The 18717-nt window shown below is 43.5% G+C and carries 19 protein-coding genes and 1 riboswitch; of the genes, 10 read left to right on the plus strand and 9 right to left on the minus strand.

Translation table 11 applies throughout. From position 1 onward, the window contains the following. Positions 1-51 precede the first annotated feature (51 nt). Positions 52-558 (minus strand): non-heme ferritin, encoded by a 507-nt coding sequence (gene ftnA, locus Xbed_RS06295; RefSeq protein ID WP_086112068.1) that lies wholly within the window; start codon positions 556-558, stop codon positions 52-54. Between the two features lie 361 nt (positions 559-919). Here ftnA and Xbed_RS06300 point away from each other — a divergent pair, with 361 nt between their 5' ends. Further along, positions 920-1150 (plus strand): DNA polymerase III subunit theta, encoded by a 231-nt coding sequence (locus Xbed_RS06300; RefSeq protein ID WP_086112069.1) that lies wholly within the window; start codon positions 920-922, stop codon positions 1148-1150. 49 nt (positions 1151-1199) lie between these two features. On the opposite strand, the gene pip is transcribed toward Xbed_RS06300, so the two are convergent. The 3 genes from pip to Xbed_RS06315 all read right to left on the minus strand — a co-directional run bounded on the left by pip (position 1200) and on the right by Xbed_RS06315 (position 2893). Then, complete coding sequence (gene pip, locus Xbed_RS06305; protein ID WP_086112070.1) at positions 1200-2153, minus strand: prolyl aminopeptidase; 954 nt, start codon at positions 2151-2153, stop codon at positions 1200-1202. 84 nt (positions 2154-2237) lie between these two features. Beyond that, positions 2238-2609, minus strand: coding sequence for a protein YebF (gene yebF / locus Xbed_RS06310; RefSeq protein WP_086112071.1), 372 nt, complete (start codon positions 2607-2609; stop codon positions 2238-2240). 101 nt (positions 2610-2710) lie between these two features. Next, positions 2711-2893: a YoaH family protein gene (locus Xbed_RS06315; RefSeq protein WP_086112072.1), complete on the minus strand. Its 183-nt coding sequence runs from the start codon at positions 2891-2893 to the stop codon at positions 2711-2713. 199 nt (positions 2894-3092) lie between these two features. Between Xbed_RS06315 and pabB the strand changes: the two genes are divergently transcribed. The 8 genes from pabB (at position 3093) to mntP (ending at position 11343) form a co-directional block, all read left to right on the plus strand. Next, entirely contained in the window at positions 3093-4463 is a 1371-nt protein-coding gene (pabB, locus tag Xbed_RS06320) for an aminodeoxychorismate synthase component 1 (protein WP_086112089.1), read from the plus strand. Next, a complete protein-coding gene (locus Xbed_RS06325) occupies positions 4460-5029 on the plus strand; it encodes a CoA pyrophosphatase (protein ID WP_086112073.1) in 570 nt (189 codons plus the stop codon). Before pabB ends, Xbed_RS06325 begins: the two co-directional genes overlap by 4 nt. A gap of 169 nt (positions 5030-5198) precedes the next feature. Beyond that, positions 5199-6563 carry an L-serine ammonia-lyase gene (locus Xbed_RS06330; protein WP_086112074.1) on the plus strand — a complete coding sequence of 455 codons (1365 nt, stop codon included), beginning with the start codon at positions 5199-5201 and terminating at the stop codon, positions 6561-6563. Positions 6564-7110: 547 nt separating this feature from the next. Beyond that, positions 7111-8070 (plus strand): PTS mannose transporter subunit IIAB, encoded by a 960-nt coding sequence (manX, locus tag Xbed_RS06335; protein ID WP_086112075.1) that lies wholly within the window; start codon positions 7111-7113, stop codon positions 8068-8070. Between the two features lie 84 nt (positions 8071-8154). Continuing rightward, the gene (locus tag Xbed_RS06340; RefSeq protein WP_086112076.1) at positions 8155-8952 is read left to right on the plus strand and encodes a PTS mannose/fructose/sorbose transporter subunit IIC; all 798 of its coding nucleotides are present in this window, start codon (positions 8155-8157) and stop codon (positions 8950-8952) included. A 13-nt stretch (positions 8953-8965) separates the two neighbouring features. After that, a complete protein-coding gene (locus Xbed_RS06345; RefSeq protein ID WP_167371878.1) occupies positions 8966-9823 on the plus strand; it encodes a PTS mannose transporter subunit IID in 858 nt (285 codons plus the stop codon). Between the two features lie 110 nt (positions 9824-9933). Next, positions 9934-10392, plus strand: a complete 459-nt coding sequence (locus tag Xbed_RS06350) for a DUF986 family protein (RefSeq protein WP_086112078.1) — start codon at positions 9934-9936, stop codon at positions 10390-10392. Positions 10393-10549: 157 nt separating this feature from the next. Next, positions 10550-10752: riboswitch (yybP-ykoY riboswitch) on the plus strand. A gap of 6 nt (positions 10753-10758) precedes the next feature. Beyond that, the gene (gene mntP / locus Xbed_RS06355; protein WP_139837461.1) at positions 10759-11343 is read left to right on the plus strand and encodes a manganese efflux pump MntP; all 585 of its coding nucleotides are present in this window, start codon (positions 10759-10761) and stop codon (positions 11341-11343) included. A gap of 118 nt (positions 11344-11461) precedes the next feature. On the opposite strand, the gene rlmA is transcribed toward mntP, so the two are convergent. Further along, positions 11462-12277, minus strand: coding sequence for a 23S rRNA (guanine(745)-N(1))-methyltransferase (gene rlmA, locus Xbed_RS06360; RefSeq protein WP_086112080.1), 816 nt, complete (start codon positions 12275-12277; stop codon positions 11462-11464). A 235-nt stretch (positions 12278-12512) separates the two neighbouring features. Between rlmA and Xbed_RS06365 the strand changes: the two genes are divergently transcribed. Next, positions 12513-13034, plus strand: a complete 522-nt coding sequence (locus Xbed_RS06365; RefSeq protein ID WP_244182416.1) for a GNAT family N-acetyltransferase — start codon at positions 12513-12515, stop codon at positions 13032-13034. 68 nt (positions 13035-13102) lie between these two features. Here Xbed_RS06365 and uhpC read toward each other — a convergent pair whose 3' ends face one another. The 4 genes from uhpC to uhpT all read right to left on the minus strand — a co-directional run bounded on the left by uhpC (position 13103) and on the right by uhpT (position 18093). Then, the gene (uhpC, locus tag Xbed_RS06370) at positions 13103-14434 is read right to left on the minus strand and encodes an MFS transporter (RefSeq protein ID WP_086112082.1); all 1332 of its coding nucleotides are present in this window, start codon (positions 14432-14434) and stop codon (positions 13103-13105) included. Between the two features lie 9 nt (positions 14435-14443). Beyond that, complete coding sequence (uhpB, locus tag Xbed_RS06375; protein WP_086112083.1) at positions 14444-15967, minus strand: signal transduction histidine-protein kinase/phosphatase UhpB; 1524 nt, start codon at positions 15965-15967, stop codon at positions 14444-14446. After that, positions 15967-16575, minus strand: a complete 609-nt coding sequence (gene uhpA, locus Xbed_RS06380; RefSeq protein WP_086112084.1) for a response regulator transcription factor UhpA — start codon at positions 16573-16575, stop codon at positions 15967-15969. The genes uhpB and uhpA overlap by 1 nt, the downstream gene beginning before the upstream one ends. Positions 16576-16716: 141 nt before the next feature. Beyond that, positions 16717-18093, minus strand: coding sequence for a hexose-6-phosphate:phosphate antiporter (gene uhpT / locus Xbed_RS06385; protein ID WP_086112085.1), 1377 nt, complete (start codon positions 18091-18093; stop codon positions 16717-16719). Positions 18094-18717 lie beyond the last annotated feature (624 nt).

An 18717-nucleotide genomic window follows, 5' to 3' on the forward strand; every position in this document is an offset into this window, starting at 1 on the left:
AGCGGGAACTACGGTGAAAAAGCGGTTCAGATAAATGTGTTTAACGCACCCTTAGGCATGGGTTTGAGCCATAGACAGACCTTTTAGGTCTTTATCCAGCAAGAACAGCGACTTGCCACTTTCACCCACCAGACTCAGTTTATCCAGAATAGATTTGAACAATTTTTCTTCTTCATGCTGTTCAGCAACATACCACTGCAAGAAGTTAAAAGTAGAATAGTCCTGTGTCACCATTGCGACATGAGCAAGTTTATTGATCTCTTCCGTAATCAATTTTTCATGCTCATAAGTCTGATTAAAGACATCAGCGATAGAACTGAATTCAACCGGAGGAGCTTGAATGGCGCCCAGTACAGGCATTGAGCCGGTGTCACCCAAATAATCAAACAAACGCTGCATATGCTGCATTTCTTCTTGTGAATGAGTTCTCAAAAATGCTGCCGCACCTTCATATCCTTTGTCACTGCACCATGCACTCATTTGCAAGTATAAATTCGCAGAGTAGAATTCCAGGTTTAATTGCTCATTTAATTTTTTGATCATCTCTTGTTTTAACATCAGCTAAATCTCCTAATAATTCGTTAAACTCGGCGTATTATGCCAATTAAAAACGCATAAAACAAAAATAAAATAAAAATATATAACATATTGATAAATAATAAATTAATTTAATTAACAAACAAGAATAAATCTCATTAAATATAAAGAAACAAGAATCAATTTTATTTAAATAAGTTTTCATAATAGTGACACACTGAAACTCCGAAGATTCCTTATAAAAAATAAATAATTTAATAAAAATGAGAATTGATATTATTTATATTTAGCCGATGTTTTTTTAAACCCTTTAAACCACTTGATAAACAAAAAAGAGTCGATTAGTTTTCTTCCCAAGAAATACATTTCCAGAGAGGCCATAATGGAGCATAATTTAGCCAAGTTATCTAAAGATGAGATGGATAGGATCAATGTTGATTTAGCCGCATCCGGTGTTGCTTTTAAAGAACGCTATAACATGCCTGTCATTGCTGATACGGTTGAGCAATCACAACCATCGCATCTGCGAGAATACTTTCAACAACGCTTGCATCACTACCGCCAGCAATCGCGCTTTCTGTCACGTCTGCCTTACGAGCCCAGGAGTCGTTGAGGAGAGCAGCAAAAAAAGATAACCACCACTGGATGGGTGGTTATCCCGACTATTTTCCGGCAAACTTATCCGTTGCTTTGATTAACTGGTGTAAAATGCCCGCTTCATCAAAAGAGTGACCAGCACCTTCTACGATGCACAGTTCCGCTTCCGGCCATGCTTTTGCCAGATCCCACGCATTCTGGATTTGACATGCCATGTCATAGCGTCCATGTATAATGACGGCGGGAATATGCCTGATCGCATCAACATGATCCAACAACTGTTGGGTTTCATCCATAAAGCCGTTATTGATGAAGTAATGATTTTCAATCCGTGCAAATGCCAAAGCAAATTGCTCTTCTGAAAATGAATCTGAATTCGCTGAAGGCAGTAAAGTCACCGTTTCACCTTCCCAGAGGCTCCATAAACGTGCTGCTTCCAATTGCACTTGCAAATTATCACTCGTCAGCCGTTTGTTATAGGCTGCGATCACATCTCCGCGCTCTTCTTCAGATAAGATAGATAATGTACGTTCCCATTTTTCAGGGAAAAAACGAGAAGCGCCGTCCTGATAATACCAATGCAACTCTTGTGGGCGGAGCAGGAAAATTCCCCTTAGCACCAATTCAGATACATGATACGGATGTTTCTGTGCATAAGCCAAAGATAGCGTTGACCCCCAAGACCCCCCAAAGACCAACCACTTCTCAGCTCCCATCAAATTACGCAGTCGTTCAATATCTGCTATCAAATGCCAGGTTGTATTATTCTCTAAGCTGGCATGGGGTTTGGAACGCCCACAACCACGCTGATCAAACAACATAATATGATAACGTTCAGGGTCAAATAACTGACGATGGTAGTTTGCAATGCCACCACCCGGACCACCATGAATGAATACCGCAGGCTTACCTTTCGGATTGCCACATAATTCCCAATAAACCTGATGCCCATCTCCGGTATCTAAATACCCGGTTTGGTAAGCATCATAAGCGGGATATAATTTCCGTTGTTCCGTCATAAAGCCCTCTCTCTGTGTAAACAAAACGGGATACTTCCCCAGTATCCCGCCCATATTTAATTTAAAGATAGCATGACAAACTGTTTACTTTACTGCACTATAACTGATTGTCTCCTTTTGGCAATCAATGGTGACATTGTAACTTTTATCCTTTTTTGAGCCTCGGACAATCAGTGGAACCTGCAATGCGTTTTCATCACCCGTCATATCGTTGACATTTACCCATGCAATCAGTTTTGAAGTTCCCAGTTGTTTCCTGTCCTCATCCCAGTGATTAATGCGGTTTTGTAAAAAATCTTGCTTAACCTGTGCCGCAACTTGATCTTTGGTAAGATTTTTACAAGAAATAAACTTTGCTACGCGCTCATTGTCAGCGGCTGTCGCAGTCAATGAAACAGCAAGCAGCCCCCCTGCACTCAATAGTCCAATACGCTGAATAAACTGATTTGCTTTCATTATTACTCCTATTACCATCCAAATTATATGGATTAAACGTGGCGATAAATTAACATGGAGTAGAAAGTAATTATGTGAGTTTTGTTAAAAATGCGTTGCGACTATTTTTCATCATCTTCAAATAAAACATGGATCTGTTCATTACCCTGATGTTTTGCACGCAGTTCCTGAGCAACGATGGCAATAGCTTCCCCACTTCCCATTCCTTCTGCAATGAGCTGATGAATTTTTTCTACCGCAACTTGCTGTTCTTCATGGGATAATGCTGGCATACCTGAAAACATGGTTATAACCTCAAACATAACAATTAATGGCGACCGGGGATGATAATTTTTTTATCCCAAGTCAGGAATAAGATTCTGTGATAATCTCCGCAGGTTAATACATTATTTATACCCAATGGATTGCCAGATGTCGCCAACAAAGCGGCAACGTGAAAAACGGGTATATCATGAATTGCTAAACGCCGACACTGATTTAATCATGAAGATTGCACTACAAAAACGACAATTACCTTATTCTCCTGATCTTGCCACCCACTATTTTGCGCCTGTTTCTGCATCTCCCTGGGCAATGTTGTTACATTCAGGAGCCGCCGAACATCCACATAATCGATTTGATATTCTCGTTGCCGAGCCTGTGACAACCTTTGTGACTCACGGAGGATCGACAAAAATTCATCATGATGGCGCGGATTCCCTTTCTCAGGAAGACCCTTTCTTGTTGTTAAAACAGCACCTTAATGCCTGTCATATCGCACCTCGATTCGATCCTGATCTTCCTTTTCAGGGAGGCGCATTAGGTATCTGGGGGTATGACCTTGGACGACAGATTGAAAAATTGCCCGCCATCGCTGCCAATGAGCTGGATTTCCCCGATATGGCGATTGGGATCTACGATTGGGGATTAATTATTGACCATCAGCAACAAAAAGCGACCTTAGTGAGCTATCACGATGTTGATGAACGGTTGGCATGGTTAGAATCGCAGAGGGAAGCGAAGGAAACCCATTTCTCCCTGACGAGCCACTGGCACTCCAATATGACAGAACAGCAATACAACGAAAAAATCGCCCAGATCCATCGTTATCTACGGGACGGTGATTGCTATCAAGTCAATTTATCACAGCGTTTTCATGCCAATTATCAGGGAGATGAATGGCAAGCATTCACTCAACTCAATGAAAGTAACCGGGCGCCCTTTTCTGCTTTTATTCGCCTACCCGAACACTGCATTATCAGCGTTTCACCTGAACGTTTTATTCTGCTGGAAGACAAAAAAATCCAGACTCGCCCAATCAAGGGAACATTACCACGACGACAAAATCCCGCAGAAGATCAATTACAGGCTGAAAAATTAGCAAGTTCACGGAAAGACCGCGCTGAAAACCTGATGATTGTCGATCTATTGAGAAATGACATCGGGCGGGTTGCCACTCCCGGTTCGGTCAAAGTTCCTGAATTATTTGTCGTCGAACCCTTTCCTGCCGTGCACCATCTGGTCAGTACCATTACCGCAACTTTGCCGGATGAATACCAGGCCACCGATCTGCTTCGAGCCTGTTTTCCCGGTGGCTCTATTACCGGAGCGCCGAAAATTCGCGCCATGGAAATCATTGAAGAGCTGGAGCCACACCGTAGACATGGATATTGTGGTGCTATTGGCTATATTAGTTTCTGCGGTACTATGGACAGCAACATCACCATTCGTACTTTACTGACAGAAAAAGGAAAAATTTACTGTTGGGCTGGCGGTGGTATCGTCGCAGATAGCATTGCTGAAAAAGAATATCAGGAAACATTTGATAAACTCGGGCGCATCTTGCCTCAATTGGGGAAACTTCACACACCATGACATCGCTTTCTGACTTCATTCATCGGTTTCAATTGCAACTTCCTTCTCAACCGCCGCATTTAGCGGGTAATCAACGAAATGCCGCAGTGTTGCTCCCGATTATATGTAAGCCAGAACCTACGCTTTTATTCACTCTGCGCTCCCAAAGCCTCCGCTCCCATGCGGGTCAGGTGGCTTTTCCGGGCGGAGCCGCCGACCCCGGGGATCCTTCCCTTATTGCCACGGCCTTGCGTGAAGCAGAAGAAGAAGTTCATCTTCCACAAGATAAAGTTCAGATCCTGGGGCAGTTGGCGCCTTTGGACAGCATTGGGGGTTATCGTGTGACTCCGGTCATCGGGCTAGTCTCCACTCCGGTCTCTTTTCGAACCAATCCAACAGAAGTGGCAAAAATTTTTGAAGTTCCACTGTTTGATGCACTTTCCCTGCCCCACTACCGGTATCTGGACATAAAACGCCGCAACCAACAACACCGAATCTATTTTTATTGGTATCAGGGGCAAATGATCTGGGGATTGACTGCTGCCATTATTTATCGGTTGGCACAACAAGTGCAAAAATCATGCTGAATTGAGCACAAAACACCACAAAACTGTGCATTACTTATCCATAATCATATCAATTGCTATTATAATTAAAAAAAAACTGTAAACTCCTTTATCAACACTACTAAATAACAGTAAAGTAGCGCGCTTTATTATAAATAACTATATCTCTTTCTTCTTAAAGGAGTCTGGCGTGATTAGCGTTTTCGACATGTTTAAGGTGGGTATTGGCCCATCCAGCTCTCATACTGTTGGTCCTATGAAAGCAGGCAAACAATTTGTCGATGATCTTGTAAACCAGGGAGTAATGTCCTCTATCACGCGTGTAGCTGTTGATGTATACGGCTCACTTTCATTAACCGGGAAAGGTCACCATACGGATATCGCTATCATCATGGGATTGGCAGGTAACATGCCAGCCACTGTTGATATTGATTCAATTCCAGGTTTTATACGTGATGTTGAGCAAACTCAACGTTTGCCGCTGGCAAATGGTTTACATGAAGTCGATTTTCCTCGCGATGGAGGTATGAACTTCCGCAGCGATAATCTGTCACTGCACGAAAACGGCATGCAAATTCATGCGTTCGCCGGTGACGAAAAAGTCTACAGCAAAACCTACTACTCTATCGGTGGTGGTTTTATTGTTGATGAAGAACATTTCGGCAAACCATCTCAAGATACCAAACCCGTTTCTTACCCATATAGTTCTGCCGCAGAACTGCTGATGAACTGCAATAAAACAGGTTTGTCCGTTTCTGGCTTGATGATGAAAAACGAATTGGATTTACACAGCAAAGAAGAAATTGCTGAGTACTTCGCAGATGTATGGGCAACAATGCAAGCCTGTATCGAGCGTGGCCTGAACACAGAAGGTGTATTGCCCGGACCGTTGCGTGTCCCTCGTCGTGCCGCAGCATTGCACCGGATGCTGACATCATCTAACAATCTATCCAATGACCCCATGAATGTTGTTGATTTAATCAATATGTTCGCTTTGGCCGTCAATGAAGAAAATGCCGCAGGTGGCCGGGTTGTTACAGCCCCAACCAATGGCGCATGTGGTATCGTGCCAGCCGTTCTGGCCTATTACAATCACTGCATCGAACCCGTAACACCAGAACTGTACATCCGCTATTTTCTGGCTTCTGGTGCGGTCGGCATCCTGTATAAAATGAACGCCTCTATTTCTGGTGCTGAAGTCGGCTGTCAGGGCGAAGTGGGCGTTGCCTGTTCGATGGCAGCCGCAGGTATTGCTGAATTACTTGGTGCAAGCCCTGAGCAGGTTTGCATCGCCGCAGAAATTGGCATGGAACATAATCTCGGCCTGACTTGTGACCCGGTTGCAGGACAAGTGCAGGTTCCCTGTATTGAGCGTAACGCCATTGCTTCAGTTAAAGCAATCAATGCCGCTCGCATGGCACTTCGTCGTACCAGCGAACCACGTGTTTCGCTCGATAAAGTGATCGAAACAATGTACGAAACTGGCAAAGATATGAACGCAAAATACCGTGAAACTTCACGCGGTGGTTTGGCGATAAAAGTTCAATGTGACTAATGCAAGGCATTAATCGCTCTTCCTGCGATAAGTGATATTGTCACCTGTTTTTCACAACACTTAAATTCTATTTGAAATAATATCCCTGCTAGTTAGTAGGGATATTTTTTTGGCTGAAACGGATCACCAAAGCATATTATTTTACATTTCACGGCAAAAACATCACGATTTTTTTATGTAAAGATTAATAAAATGTTACCGGAAACAGTTTAAAACACCATTAAATATCAAAATTACAAAATAAAATATTACAAAATACGTTTCACTGGAATAAAAACACGTTTTAACCTGTCAAAACAGCCCATCTTAATTTTTCTGACTGATAGCAATTTTCTCAAAGGCTGCAAATGATAATCTAACGACATATTTTCTTATGTAACGAAATATAAAACCATGAGAAATGAAATATTGAGAGAAATTCTCGATAAGGTTTTATGTTCGTAACTATCCTGCTTGTTGCTAGGAGGTTCAATACATTAGAAATATTGGCTGTGAGATTACAGTAAACCTGAATTCAATTGTTATTGTTACAGAAAGGGGAAAACAAGTGAGTATAGCCATTATGATTGGCACACATGGGGCGGCGGCAGAGCAATTGCTGCATACCGCAGAGATGTTGATTGGAGAACAGGAAAACGTCTCTTATATCGACTTCGTACCCGGTGAAAATGCTGATACGTTATTCGACAAGTACAACAAAAAACTGGCGTCGCTTGATACCGAGCAAGGGGTTTTGTTTTTTGTCGATACTTGGGGTGGCAGCCCATTCAATGCTGCGAACCGTATTGTCATTGATAAAGACAACTACGAAATAATCACAGGAGTAAACGTCCCGATGCTGGTTGAAGCCTTCATGTGCCGTGACGATGATCCTTCAATGGAAGAGCTGGTTGCAGTTGCCTTAGAGACAGGGAGAGAAGGCATCCGCGCCCTGAAAACAGAACAAACTGAAGAACCCGTAAAACCTGAACCTGTCAAACCAGCAGCACCCGCCGTAACAGCGGTTTCAGCACCCGGCGGCCATATGAAGATCGCTCTCGCACGTATTGACGATCGCCTTATTCATGGTCAGGTTGCCACTCGTTGGACGAAAGAAACCAACGTTAAGCGTATCATTGTTGTCAGTGATGAAGTCGCTCAAGATACCGTGCGTTCTACGTTGTTAAAACAGGTTGCCCCTCCTGGTGTCAGCGCACACGTTGTAGATGTTGCCAAATGTGTTCGTGTTTACAACAACCCTAAATATGCCGGTGAGCGCGTCATGCTGTTATTCACCAATCCAACGGATGTCCTGCGTATTGTAGAAGGGGGAGTCACTCTCGAATCTATCAATATCGGTGGTATGGCTTTCCGTCAGGGAAAAACCCAGATCAACAACGCGATCTCTGTTGATAATACGGATATTGACGCCTTCGAAAAGCTGAATTCCCTTGGCATAGAGCTGGAAGCCCGCAAAGTTTCCAGTGATACTCGCTTAAATATGATGGATCTGCTCAAAAAAGTTTAAAAAACGAAAACAGATGTCATTTTATTCACCTTTACTCAATAACAAAATTCTTACCAAATTACATTTGGTTATAGGAGAAAAACAATGGAAATTACCGTTGTTCAACTTGTGTTGATATTCATCGTTGCCTGTATCGCAGGCATGGAATCCATTCTTGATGAATTTCAATTCCACCGCCCGTTAGTGGCCTGTACCTTAGTCGGCTTAGTGCTTGGCGATATGAAAACCGGCATTATCATTGGCGGTACACTGGAAATGATTGCGCTCGGCTGGATGAATATTGGTGCGGCAGTCGCCCCTGATGCCGCTTTGGCTTCCATCATTTCAACCATTCTGGTTATCGCAGGTGGGCAGGATGTCGGCGCTGGCATTGCACTGGCAATTCCACTGGCGGCGGCGGGTCAGGTTCTGACCATCATCGTCCGTACCCTGACTGTCGGCTTCCAGCACGCCGCAGACAGAGCGGCAGAGAATGGTAACCTTCGTGCAATCACCGCCCTTCACATTTCAGCCTTAATTCTTCAGGCAATGCGTATTGCCCTGCCTGCATTAGTGGTCGCCCTGTCGGTTGGCACTTCTGAAGTTCAGGGCATGCTGAGTGCTATCCCTGAAGTTGTTACCACGGGCCTTAATATCGCAGGCGGAATGATTGTCGTTGTGGGTTATGCCATGGTCATTAACATGATGCGTGCGGGTTACCTGATGCCATTCTTCTATCTGGGTTTCGTGGCCGCTGTCTATATCCAAAACCTTGTTATACTGGGTGTCGTCGGTGCGGTTATGGCGATCCTGTATATCCAGCTCAGTCCTAAATACAATCAATCACAGGCAGTAGCGCCTGCCGGTAATACCCCGAATGACCTTGATAACGAATTAGATTAAGAGGATGAACAACATGTCCGAGACAACAAATATGAGTCAGAAAAAACTGACACAAAGTGATATCCGTGGCGTTTTCCTCCGCTCTAATCTATTTCAGGGCTCATGGAACTTTGAACGGATGCAGGCATTAGGATTTTGCTTCTCGATGGTGCCCGCCATTCGCCGCCTGTATCCCGAAAATACAGAAGAGCGGAAGCAGGCCATAAAACGCCATCTGGAATTTTTCAATACTCACCCCTATGTTGCAGCCCCCATCCTTGGTGTCACTCTGGCGATGGAAGAACAGCGGGCGAATGGTGCCGATATTGATGATGGTGCCATCAACGGGATTAAAGTCGGCTTGATGGGACCCTTGGCGGGTGTGGGTGATCCCATTTTCTGGGGGACTGTGCGTCCGGTTTTCGCCGCACTGGGGGCAGGCATTGCGATGGGTGGCAGCTTGTTGGGGCCACTTCTATTCTTCTTTTTGTTTAACCTGGTACGTTTGATGACCCGCTACTACGGTGTCGCTTATGGTTATAAAAAAGGAATGGATATCGTCAAAGATATGGGGGGCGGATTCCTGCAAAAGATGACCGAAGGGGCTTCAATTCTGGGTCTGTTCGTTATGGGGGCATTGGTTAATAGCTGGACTAAAGTCAATATCCCGCTGGTGATATCTCAAGTCCCTGATCCCACAACGGGCGTCATTAAGATCACGACGGTTCAAAGCGTCCTTGATCAATTACTGCCGGGTATTGCCCCATTACTGCTCACATTTGGTTGTATGTGGTTATTACGCAAGAAAGTTAATCCGCTGTGGATCATTGTCGGTTTCTTTGTTATAGGCATCGCAGGTTACTATTTTGGTTTCCTGGGGATGCCCAACTGACCTTGTTAGCCCAAAATCATTAGTTAAAAACCATTAAGCTAAAAACATGGGGGAGGAAAAATTCCTCCCCATTCATTAATGATTAAATCGTTATCAAGTCAGGGGATAAAATGAGCTTGAATAATATCATCTTGATAGTTTTGATTATGTTAATGCTCGCTTTTGCGATTTATGATGAATTTATTATCAATCAGCTCAAAGGTAAGACACGGTTAAGTATAAAACTAAAAAGAAAACAGCGAATTGACGCCTTGATCTTTATCGTTTTAATTGGAATCATTATTTACAACAATGTCATATCACATGGCAGTCCGTTCACTACCTATTTATTATCATTTATCATCTTAGTGACGTTGTATCTGGGTTATCTTCGTTCACCAAAGTTGCTTTTTAAAAAACAGGGGTTTTATTATGCCTATCGTTTTTTCCCTTATGGCAGTATTAAGGCAATGAATTTATCTGAAGATGGTATTCTCATGATGGACTTAGAACATAACAAAATATACATTTCCGTCACTAAACTGGATGATTTAGAAAAAATTTATCAATTTCTTATGGATAACAAATAATATCACTTACCTTAAACTCCTATAGATTAAATAAGACCAATAGGAATTATTGGTCTTATTTTTCACCAAGGAAAAAGATAATAATAACCATTATCAACTATGGTGTTAAAAATAAAGGAAATATTTTTTGCCTTTTACTCTGAATATGATATTGTCCCCTCCAGTCATTGGGGAGTAGCCTGTTCCAGACAGTTTCTGGAAAATTCGTATCAACATGCTCGTTTGAAACAAAACGTGGTACGAATGCCTAAAGAGCCGAATAAAATAGCGGCTTCGAGTTGGTTGGCAAGACCATAGACACATAACTGCACCACAGGTTGGGGGTGAGTTGTGTGTATATGGAATCACCCAACCGAGGCCATTCTGATGAATTACTACGCAACACTCATTCTCGCACTAGCACTTTCCATGGATGCTTTTGCCGCTGCTGTCGGAAAAGGTGCCTCCCTACACCGCCCCCATTTTCGCGAAGCCATCCGTACCGGTATTATCTTTGGGCTGGTTGAAGCCTGTACCCCTTTAATCGGTTGGGCATTGGGGCTGTATGCCAGCCAATATATTATGGAGTGGGATCATTGGGTCGCCTTTTCACTGCTGTTCATTCTTGGCTGCCGAATGATAATCGAGAGCTTCAAAAATAAGCCTGAAACTGCCGGTAAAACCATACCTCAGCGTCATAGCTCAGTGACATTAATTCTCACTGCCATTGCAACCAGCCTGGATGCGATGGCCATTGGTGTCGGCCTGGCCTTTTTACAAGTTGATATTCTGCACACCGCCATGACAATCGGTCTTATCACCATGATTATGGCAACTCTGGGAATGTTAATCGGCCGTTATATTGGCCCTCTGTTGGGTAAACGGGCTGAATTTGTGGGTGGCTTGGTATTAATTGCCATAGGCTTTAATATCTTATTCGAGCATCTTCAATTATTCATGTATGCAGAATAATCTGTTCTCTGGAGTAAATAACCCTATATTTACTCCAGATCTTCTGATACCCATTACCCAATAAATTTTAAGTGACGGGGCAGCCCATAAAACTGCAACTTCAAAAACGACAGATCTATCAAATACGCCGATAGACTTTCAATGTGAAATCTGCTTCACAATCAAATCGCTCTTTCGATATTAAATGGGTTTTAATGTTTTCCGATGCCCGCCAGGCAAAAGGGGTCATCTGCAATAAATTATGGGCTTGTTCACCCTTCAATAACATGGGATAGGCCAGCGTGTGCGTCGAAACCAAGTCAAATCCTTCCCACTGTTCATGGTTTTCAGGATGCAAATGCACTTCCTGATAAATCAATTCTTTCAATTGATATAAATGACGTGGGCCTGGTGTCACGGTCAGAACAATCCCCCCGGTTTTCACCACCCGAGCCAATTCTGCTGCCTTACAGGGGGCATAAATACGCAAAATACCCGCCAGTGAATGATCAGCAAATGGCAACCGGTGGCTGGATGCTACGCAAAAATTAACCTCAGGATAGCGCTTGGCGCCATAACGGATGGCGACTTTCGCTACATCCAATCCATACACCACCAAATCCCGGTGAAGATTTAACTGTTCCTGAACCGCCGCAGTGTAATAACCCTCACCGCAACCAATATCCAGCAACGTTTCAGCGCCTTCTGGTAAATATTCGTTCAACAACTCGATTGATTTTTGCTGTAGCGCCCGATAATGGCCGGAATGCAAAAACGCCCTTCTCGCCTGCATCATCTCCACACTATCCCCCGGCTCTTTTGAACGCTTATATTGAACGGGCAGCAAATTGACGTACCCTTCTTTCGCGCAATCAAACTGGTGGTTGTTTTCGCAGCGCCATTGATGATGAGCAAACAATAATGGAGAGTGGCATAAAGGACATTGATAAGACATAACATTCCGCTGGGTAGAAAAAAATCAGGGGGCGTACTATACCATGTTTTTGCTACCCATGTTTTTCCATATTCTTAAAATCCAAACCTTGCTCCTGATTATTTTGCCAAAGTGAAAAATTTGAATTGATTCTTTTTAACGCTAGGCCTATTGTTTTTTATCATCATTAAGTCACATTTTATTCACAAGGTGGAGCGAAATACCATTCGATGATCTTGAGACCCAACGGCTGCTATTGAAAAAACTCGCTTACGGCGATGCGACTCAAATTCAGCAAAAATTTCCCCACTGGAGTATTGTTAAGTATTTGGATCGCAACGCAGTTCCCTGGCCCTATCCCGACGATGGTGCCGAATATTTTGTCAATAAAATTGCTTTACCGGCCATACAGTCAGGCAAAGCCTGGTTATGGTCTATTAGAACAAAAAACCAGCCTGATGAGTTAATTGGAGTGATCGGGTTATATGATAAGCAAGATAATAATAGAGGTTTCTGGCTGTCCCCGGAACATCAGGGTCAAGGATTGATACGCGAAGCCTGTGAAAAAGTCACTGATTATTGGTTTCACGTCTTGGGGCAATCCGTTCTCAGAACACAAAAAGCCAGTATCAATCAAGGCTCGAAAAAAATCTCATTGGCACAGGGGGCAAGACTAATAAAAGTAGTAGAAGAAAAAGAATATGTATCAGGAAAATTTAATTGTGAGATTTGGGAATTAACCAAAGAAGAGTGGTGCAATAGGTATATCATTTCCTGATATTTTTTACTGGCCTGAAATATTTCTGTGAAACAGGAGGAAATTATGGCAGGTAATAGAAATATAGGTTATTCATCTTGCATTTGCTTTCTGGGAAATTGAGCTTGCAGAAATGGCAGTAACAATAAACCTATCATGACGGCACAGACAGAAATGGTAATAAACAGTCCCGTCCAATGGTAATGTTCTAAAATAACCGCAAAAGGATAACCGGCAAGTGCCGCGCCCGTATAAGCAAAGAGACCCACAAACCCTGTGGCTGCTCCCGCAGAATCTTTATGTGAACATTCTGCCGCAGCCATCCCAATCAATAATTGGGGGCCGAAAACGAAAAACCCAATGGTAAAAAAGCCTATTGCTTGAAAAATCAAACCCGTCATCGGCATTAACCATAAGGCCGCTACGGATAAGAAAATTCCCATGGCGAATATCAGGTTCATCGGCCCGCGATTGCCAGCAAATATTTTGTCAGACCCCCAACCTGCGACCAGTGATCCGATAAACCCGCCGACTTCAAACAGTGATAATACCGTGTTTGCGCTCACCAAATCATAATGATGATATTCTGTCAGATAAAGATTTCCCCAATCGTTAATCACTGTTCTAACGATATAGACCAGCACATAACTGAACGACAGCAGCCAGATATATTTATTGCAAAAAACATAGGTTTTCAGGATTTCTCTGGTTGTTAGCCCTTGCCCTTGATTTTCATGTCTCTTTTCCAGCCGATCATGGCGAAATTGACCGATGGTGGGTAACCCCATGGTGGCAGGCTTATCACGTAATCGCCAACATAAAAATAGACCAGCCAGAATTGCCAGACAACCCGGCACAATAAATCCTTCCCGCCAGCTAAAGTGCAAGGTCAAAAAACTGACGAACAATGCCACCAAGGCACTGCCTACATGATGTGAGGTATTCCATAGCGACCACCAAAATCCACGCTCTGAACGTGAATACCAGCTAGTGAGCAGTTTAGCGCATGACGGTGAACCCCATCCCTGAAACCACGCATTTAATACCCAAAGAAAGGTAAACATAACAATAGAACTGGACAGGCCAAAAAAGATATTGATAAAGCCGGTGGCAATTAAGCCTATCCCCATAAAATAACGTGGATTGGAACGGTCAGAGATAATACCGGAGAGAAATTTGGAACACCCATAAGTGATGTAAAACAGCGTGCCAATCAGACCAATGTCACCTTTATTGAGACCGAGATCGGCTATCATGGCAGGCATCGCATAATTAAAACTTTTGCGGGTAAAATAAAACAGCGCATATCCGATATAAAGACTCAGCATGATATGCAAACGCCAGTAACGATATTGTTCCCGGATGTCTTCATCAGACAAATGACGTTGATACGCTGGCTTGGATTGAGAAAAATCGGTCATGGTTGTGTCTTAAAGTTTAGGCAGAACGATTGACAAATCTGTCCCTGAATAGGTCAGGTCATCCTGTCGTTTTTCACTGTGAATTGAGAAGGTTCCCCCCAAAGCCTGCACACGTTCCCGCATACCACGCAAACCAAATCCTTTCATATGATCCTCAGCTTTACAGCCAATGCCATTATCCTTGATCTGTAATTGAATCCTGTCCTTGACGGAAAAATACAGCTCGATACGATCCGCCTGAGAATATTTCAGGGCATTATTCAATGCTTCCTGACAGAGGCGATATAATGTGATTTGGGTTGTATCACTCAATTGTTCAACGGCCCCGGACGAGCCGGTTATCCAGTGGATTTGCACCAAGATGCCGTGGGATTCAAATTCCATATCCCGCAATAATTGTTCAATCGCTTCTTTCAGGCCAAGATCATCAAGAATTTTAGGACGCAACCGACTCAGCAGACCTTTAGTCGTATCATAAACATTGAGAGATAATGATTCGATCGTCTTGGCACAATTAAAACTCATTGGTGCAACTTCAACACGCTGGATAATACTGGCTTGGGTACGAATAGCGGTAATATTTTGTCCAATTTCATCGTGCAGTTCACGGGCAATTTCCCGCCTTACCGATTCTTCTGCTTTAACCAATTGACGGGATAAACTGTGGTTACAATGCAATTGTCGCTGTAATTGCGCATTAAGATCACGCTGACGCTGAACCGCCATTCCCAACATAATTCCAGTTAACGTTTGGACCAAAAGCGATAGCAATAGATCCGTGATCTCCATATTCGAGACACCACTGCGGGCAGCAATCAATGCAATACTGTTCAATAAAGTCCCCAGTACCGCCCCCTGCCAACCATAACGAAAGGCCAGCAAGATAATGGGAATGGCTAAACAAAATGGCGCAAAGTAGCGCAGTTCATTCGGAAGACCCACTTGCAGGAAAATATTCAATACAAACAGTAAGACGTACAAAATAATATGACGCAGGCGGAAATGCACCCGATGTGAGACAAGATTTGCGGTCAAAGGCAGCCAGGTGTTCTGAAACAGATAGTGCCACACTAAATAACACAAAGGAACCAGCATGACACCACCGGTTAAACTCACCAAAAATGCAATCATCAACACAGGGCTATGATCACTTATCGCCACGACATTAATGAAAGAAGTTGCCAGAATGACACTGACCATGACCGCGAACCGCTGCCATTGACTCCCACCATAATAACGGCTGGCAAACCAGACAACCGGAAAGCTGGCCACGCTGGCGGTTAATACGGTAAGCCATTGTAGCTGCCCCATTAACAGTACCAAACAGATGGTGAGCGCCCATTCCGCACCGTAAACCGTCGGCCAATAACGTTGGGGAATATGCAGTACAATGCCAAGACGCAAGGCAAAAGGAAAAAACAGAATCGCCAGTTCGGAGTCATTGACAAAATAGTAGGCGATAACCCATAAGCAAAACCACCAACAAGAAAACAATAACCCACCGCAGAACGAGTTAATCAAATATCGATGCATTAAAAATCACTAGTGGCGAAATAATGAGCCAAACCAACGTTATTCGTTACCCCTAATTTACTCATCGCATTAGCGCGATGGACATGCACTGTTTTATGACTCAACCCCAGTTCAGCCGCCACCGCCTTGACATCCATGCCACACGCCAGCATTTCACCCACTTGCCGCTCCCGCTTGGTCAAATGATCCAATGAAGTTGAATTGTTTTTTGATGAGGTCAATTTAAGCACAATATCCGGTGTAAGATAACAACCATTATTTGCCGTGGTACGTACTGCCTGAAGTAATTCATCTGGGCTACAACGTTTGCTGAGATAACCGCGTGCGCCCTCTTTCAAGGCATTTTCCACCATCGTGGCAGAATCATGAACACTCAACATAATACACGTGATACCCGAAGGGAGATCTTGCAACAGTGAAAGCCCGCTTTCATCTTTCATCGAAATATCAAGAATACAGACTGCGGCTCCCAAACCCGGCAACCCTTGCCGGGCTTCGGCACATGAGCTGAATTCGCCCACAACTTCAATATCAGGTTCCAGATTCAGTAATTGAGCGAACCCCGAACGCACCACAACATGATCATCAACTAATGCTACTTTAATCATCGCTATTTATTATCGAATTAAGAAATCAGACTAAACTACCCTTCTTGATATCGCTTCGCAATAGATGGCATGTTCGAAAAAGGTCATAAGAAGAGGCGGCTGTATTTCTACAGCAGCCTCGGGACATTTTTTCAGGATGAATTATTGCATTTTCTTACTGTTTCGGATTTTTCTCTCTTCTGCAATCGCGACAAAAACAAGCAAGCTGAGACAGATGAAAGCAGAAACATCAAGGGCTACAAACGTCCCTTTCCAACCGGTCAAACCAAAGACAGGCACACCATCAGCAATCATACCCAAACCCAGTTTGGCGAAGCTGTCACCAATTAAGTAAGCAAAAGTGCCTTTAACACCATCGGCAACACTGATAGCTTTTTTCGGGACAAACCCCACGGCGGCCACACCGATCAACAATTGGGGGCCAAATACCAGAAAGCCCAGTACGAATAGGGAACCCAAATACATGAACTCACTGGTTGCATGTTGATAGAATTCAAGACAGACAATAATCAAGCCTAACGAGATACAGGCAACCAGAGCACGGCGGCCATTTGCCAAATCGGACAGATATCCCCACATTAACGTGCCGACCAGCGCGCCGATTTCAAACATAGTGAAACCGGTGATGGCGGTCTCTTTTGATTGCCCCAGTTCCTGATACGCATACACCGTTGACCATTGGTCGATACCAATACGCACGATATAGAGGAAAATATTGGCAAAACAGAGTAACCAAATGACTTTGTTCTTTAAGACATATTCGACAAAGATCTCGCGTTTAGACATCTGGTTTTCTTCTGCTGCGGCATCTTCTTCGCTAACCGTTTCACCAAATAGCTCTTCTACCTTACCCAAACCATAGCTTTCTGGAGAATCACTGCCATAACGCAATCCAATAAAACCAATGATCAGTGCAATAATAGACGGGAAAATAAACATCCCTATCACATGACCATTAAAGAAATAGTTGGCACCAAAGAGCGCAACCCCAGCCGCCCCCGCACCGCCTACGTTATGTGACATATTCCACAAGCCAAGGTAAGTTCCGCGCTTATTGCGGGGCGTCCATTTCGTAATGGTGGAATAGCTGGCAGGCCCACCGATACTTTGGAAAAAACCACTCAAGGCATAAAACGCCACCATCAGGAAAATGCTGATGCCAGAACCGCCCATGCTCATACTGAAACCCAGCATGGCAAGGCCAGATAGGATCAGCATAAATGGCAAGAACTGCTTGGTATTTTTACCATCCGCATAATAAGCAACAACCGTCTTACCTATCCCATAAGTGATAGAGAAGCCTAATCCTATCAAGCCCAATTGCGTCATCGACAAACCATAAGTCGATATCATGTCATTTTGGGCAATGTTAAAGTTTTTACGTACCAGATACATGGCCATATAGCCGATAAAAACCACCAAGTACGACTGCATAAAAGGTTTGAACCACATTTTACGCCGTGCTTCCACTGGAATATCCAGTGTTGGCTTACGAATTTGTTCGAGAATTTTAATCATGTGAAATCCCTAGATAACCAAGAGAAGAAGAACCTTTTTTGATGCAGGTGGAAATAAAAAAGGCGAATCGCAAGAAAGCGAAAATTTTCATAAGTATTGTTATTGCTGGGCAGTTTAAGGAACTAGAAAAAAATTGGCTTGAGCTATGGTCTTAATCTCTCTAGGAATATTTCTTAGTTTTGTGCTATTCGAATACAAAGCGTGAAAAGAATCACACTCTTATATTTAAAGCCATACAGTATCTTCTGGAGTGAACAATAAAGATTAAACCTATCAAAACAGAGCAGGATTATCAGGAAATATTAAAAGCAATAGCTCTGTTGTTTAATAATAAACCTGAAATAGGCACACCTGAATTCGATTACATGAAAATCATAACCACCCGCATAGCGGGTGGTTTGCTCTTGCCCTATAAGGGCTTGTTACCGACTGCGCCTAAATGACGCTGCTTTCTCTTCGTTCAAGCTAAATGTCTTTGCTACTTTGGCTTACCCCTTGAAGCAGGGCGCGAGCATACTTTGGTTGATATCTATCCAAAGAACACTTGTGCACGATAATCATCACTCCAGCCTGCTTTTTTAAGTTTATTTCTTTGGCTGGGAGCACCACAGTCACATTGTTTGA

This window comes from Xenorhabdus beddingii, assembly GCF_002127545.1.
Taxonomy (GTDB): Bacteria; Pseudomonadota; Gammaproteobacteria; order Enterobacterales; family Enterobacteriaceae; genus Xenorhabdus; species Xenorhabdus beddingii.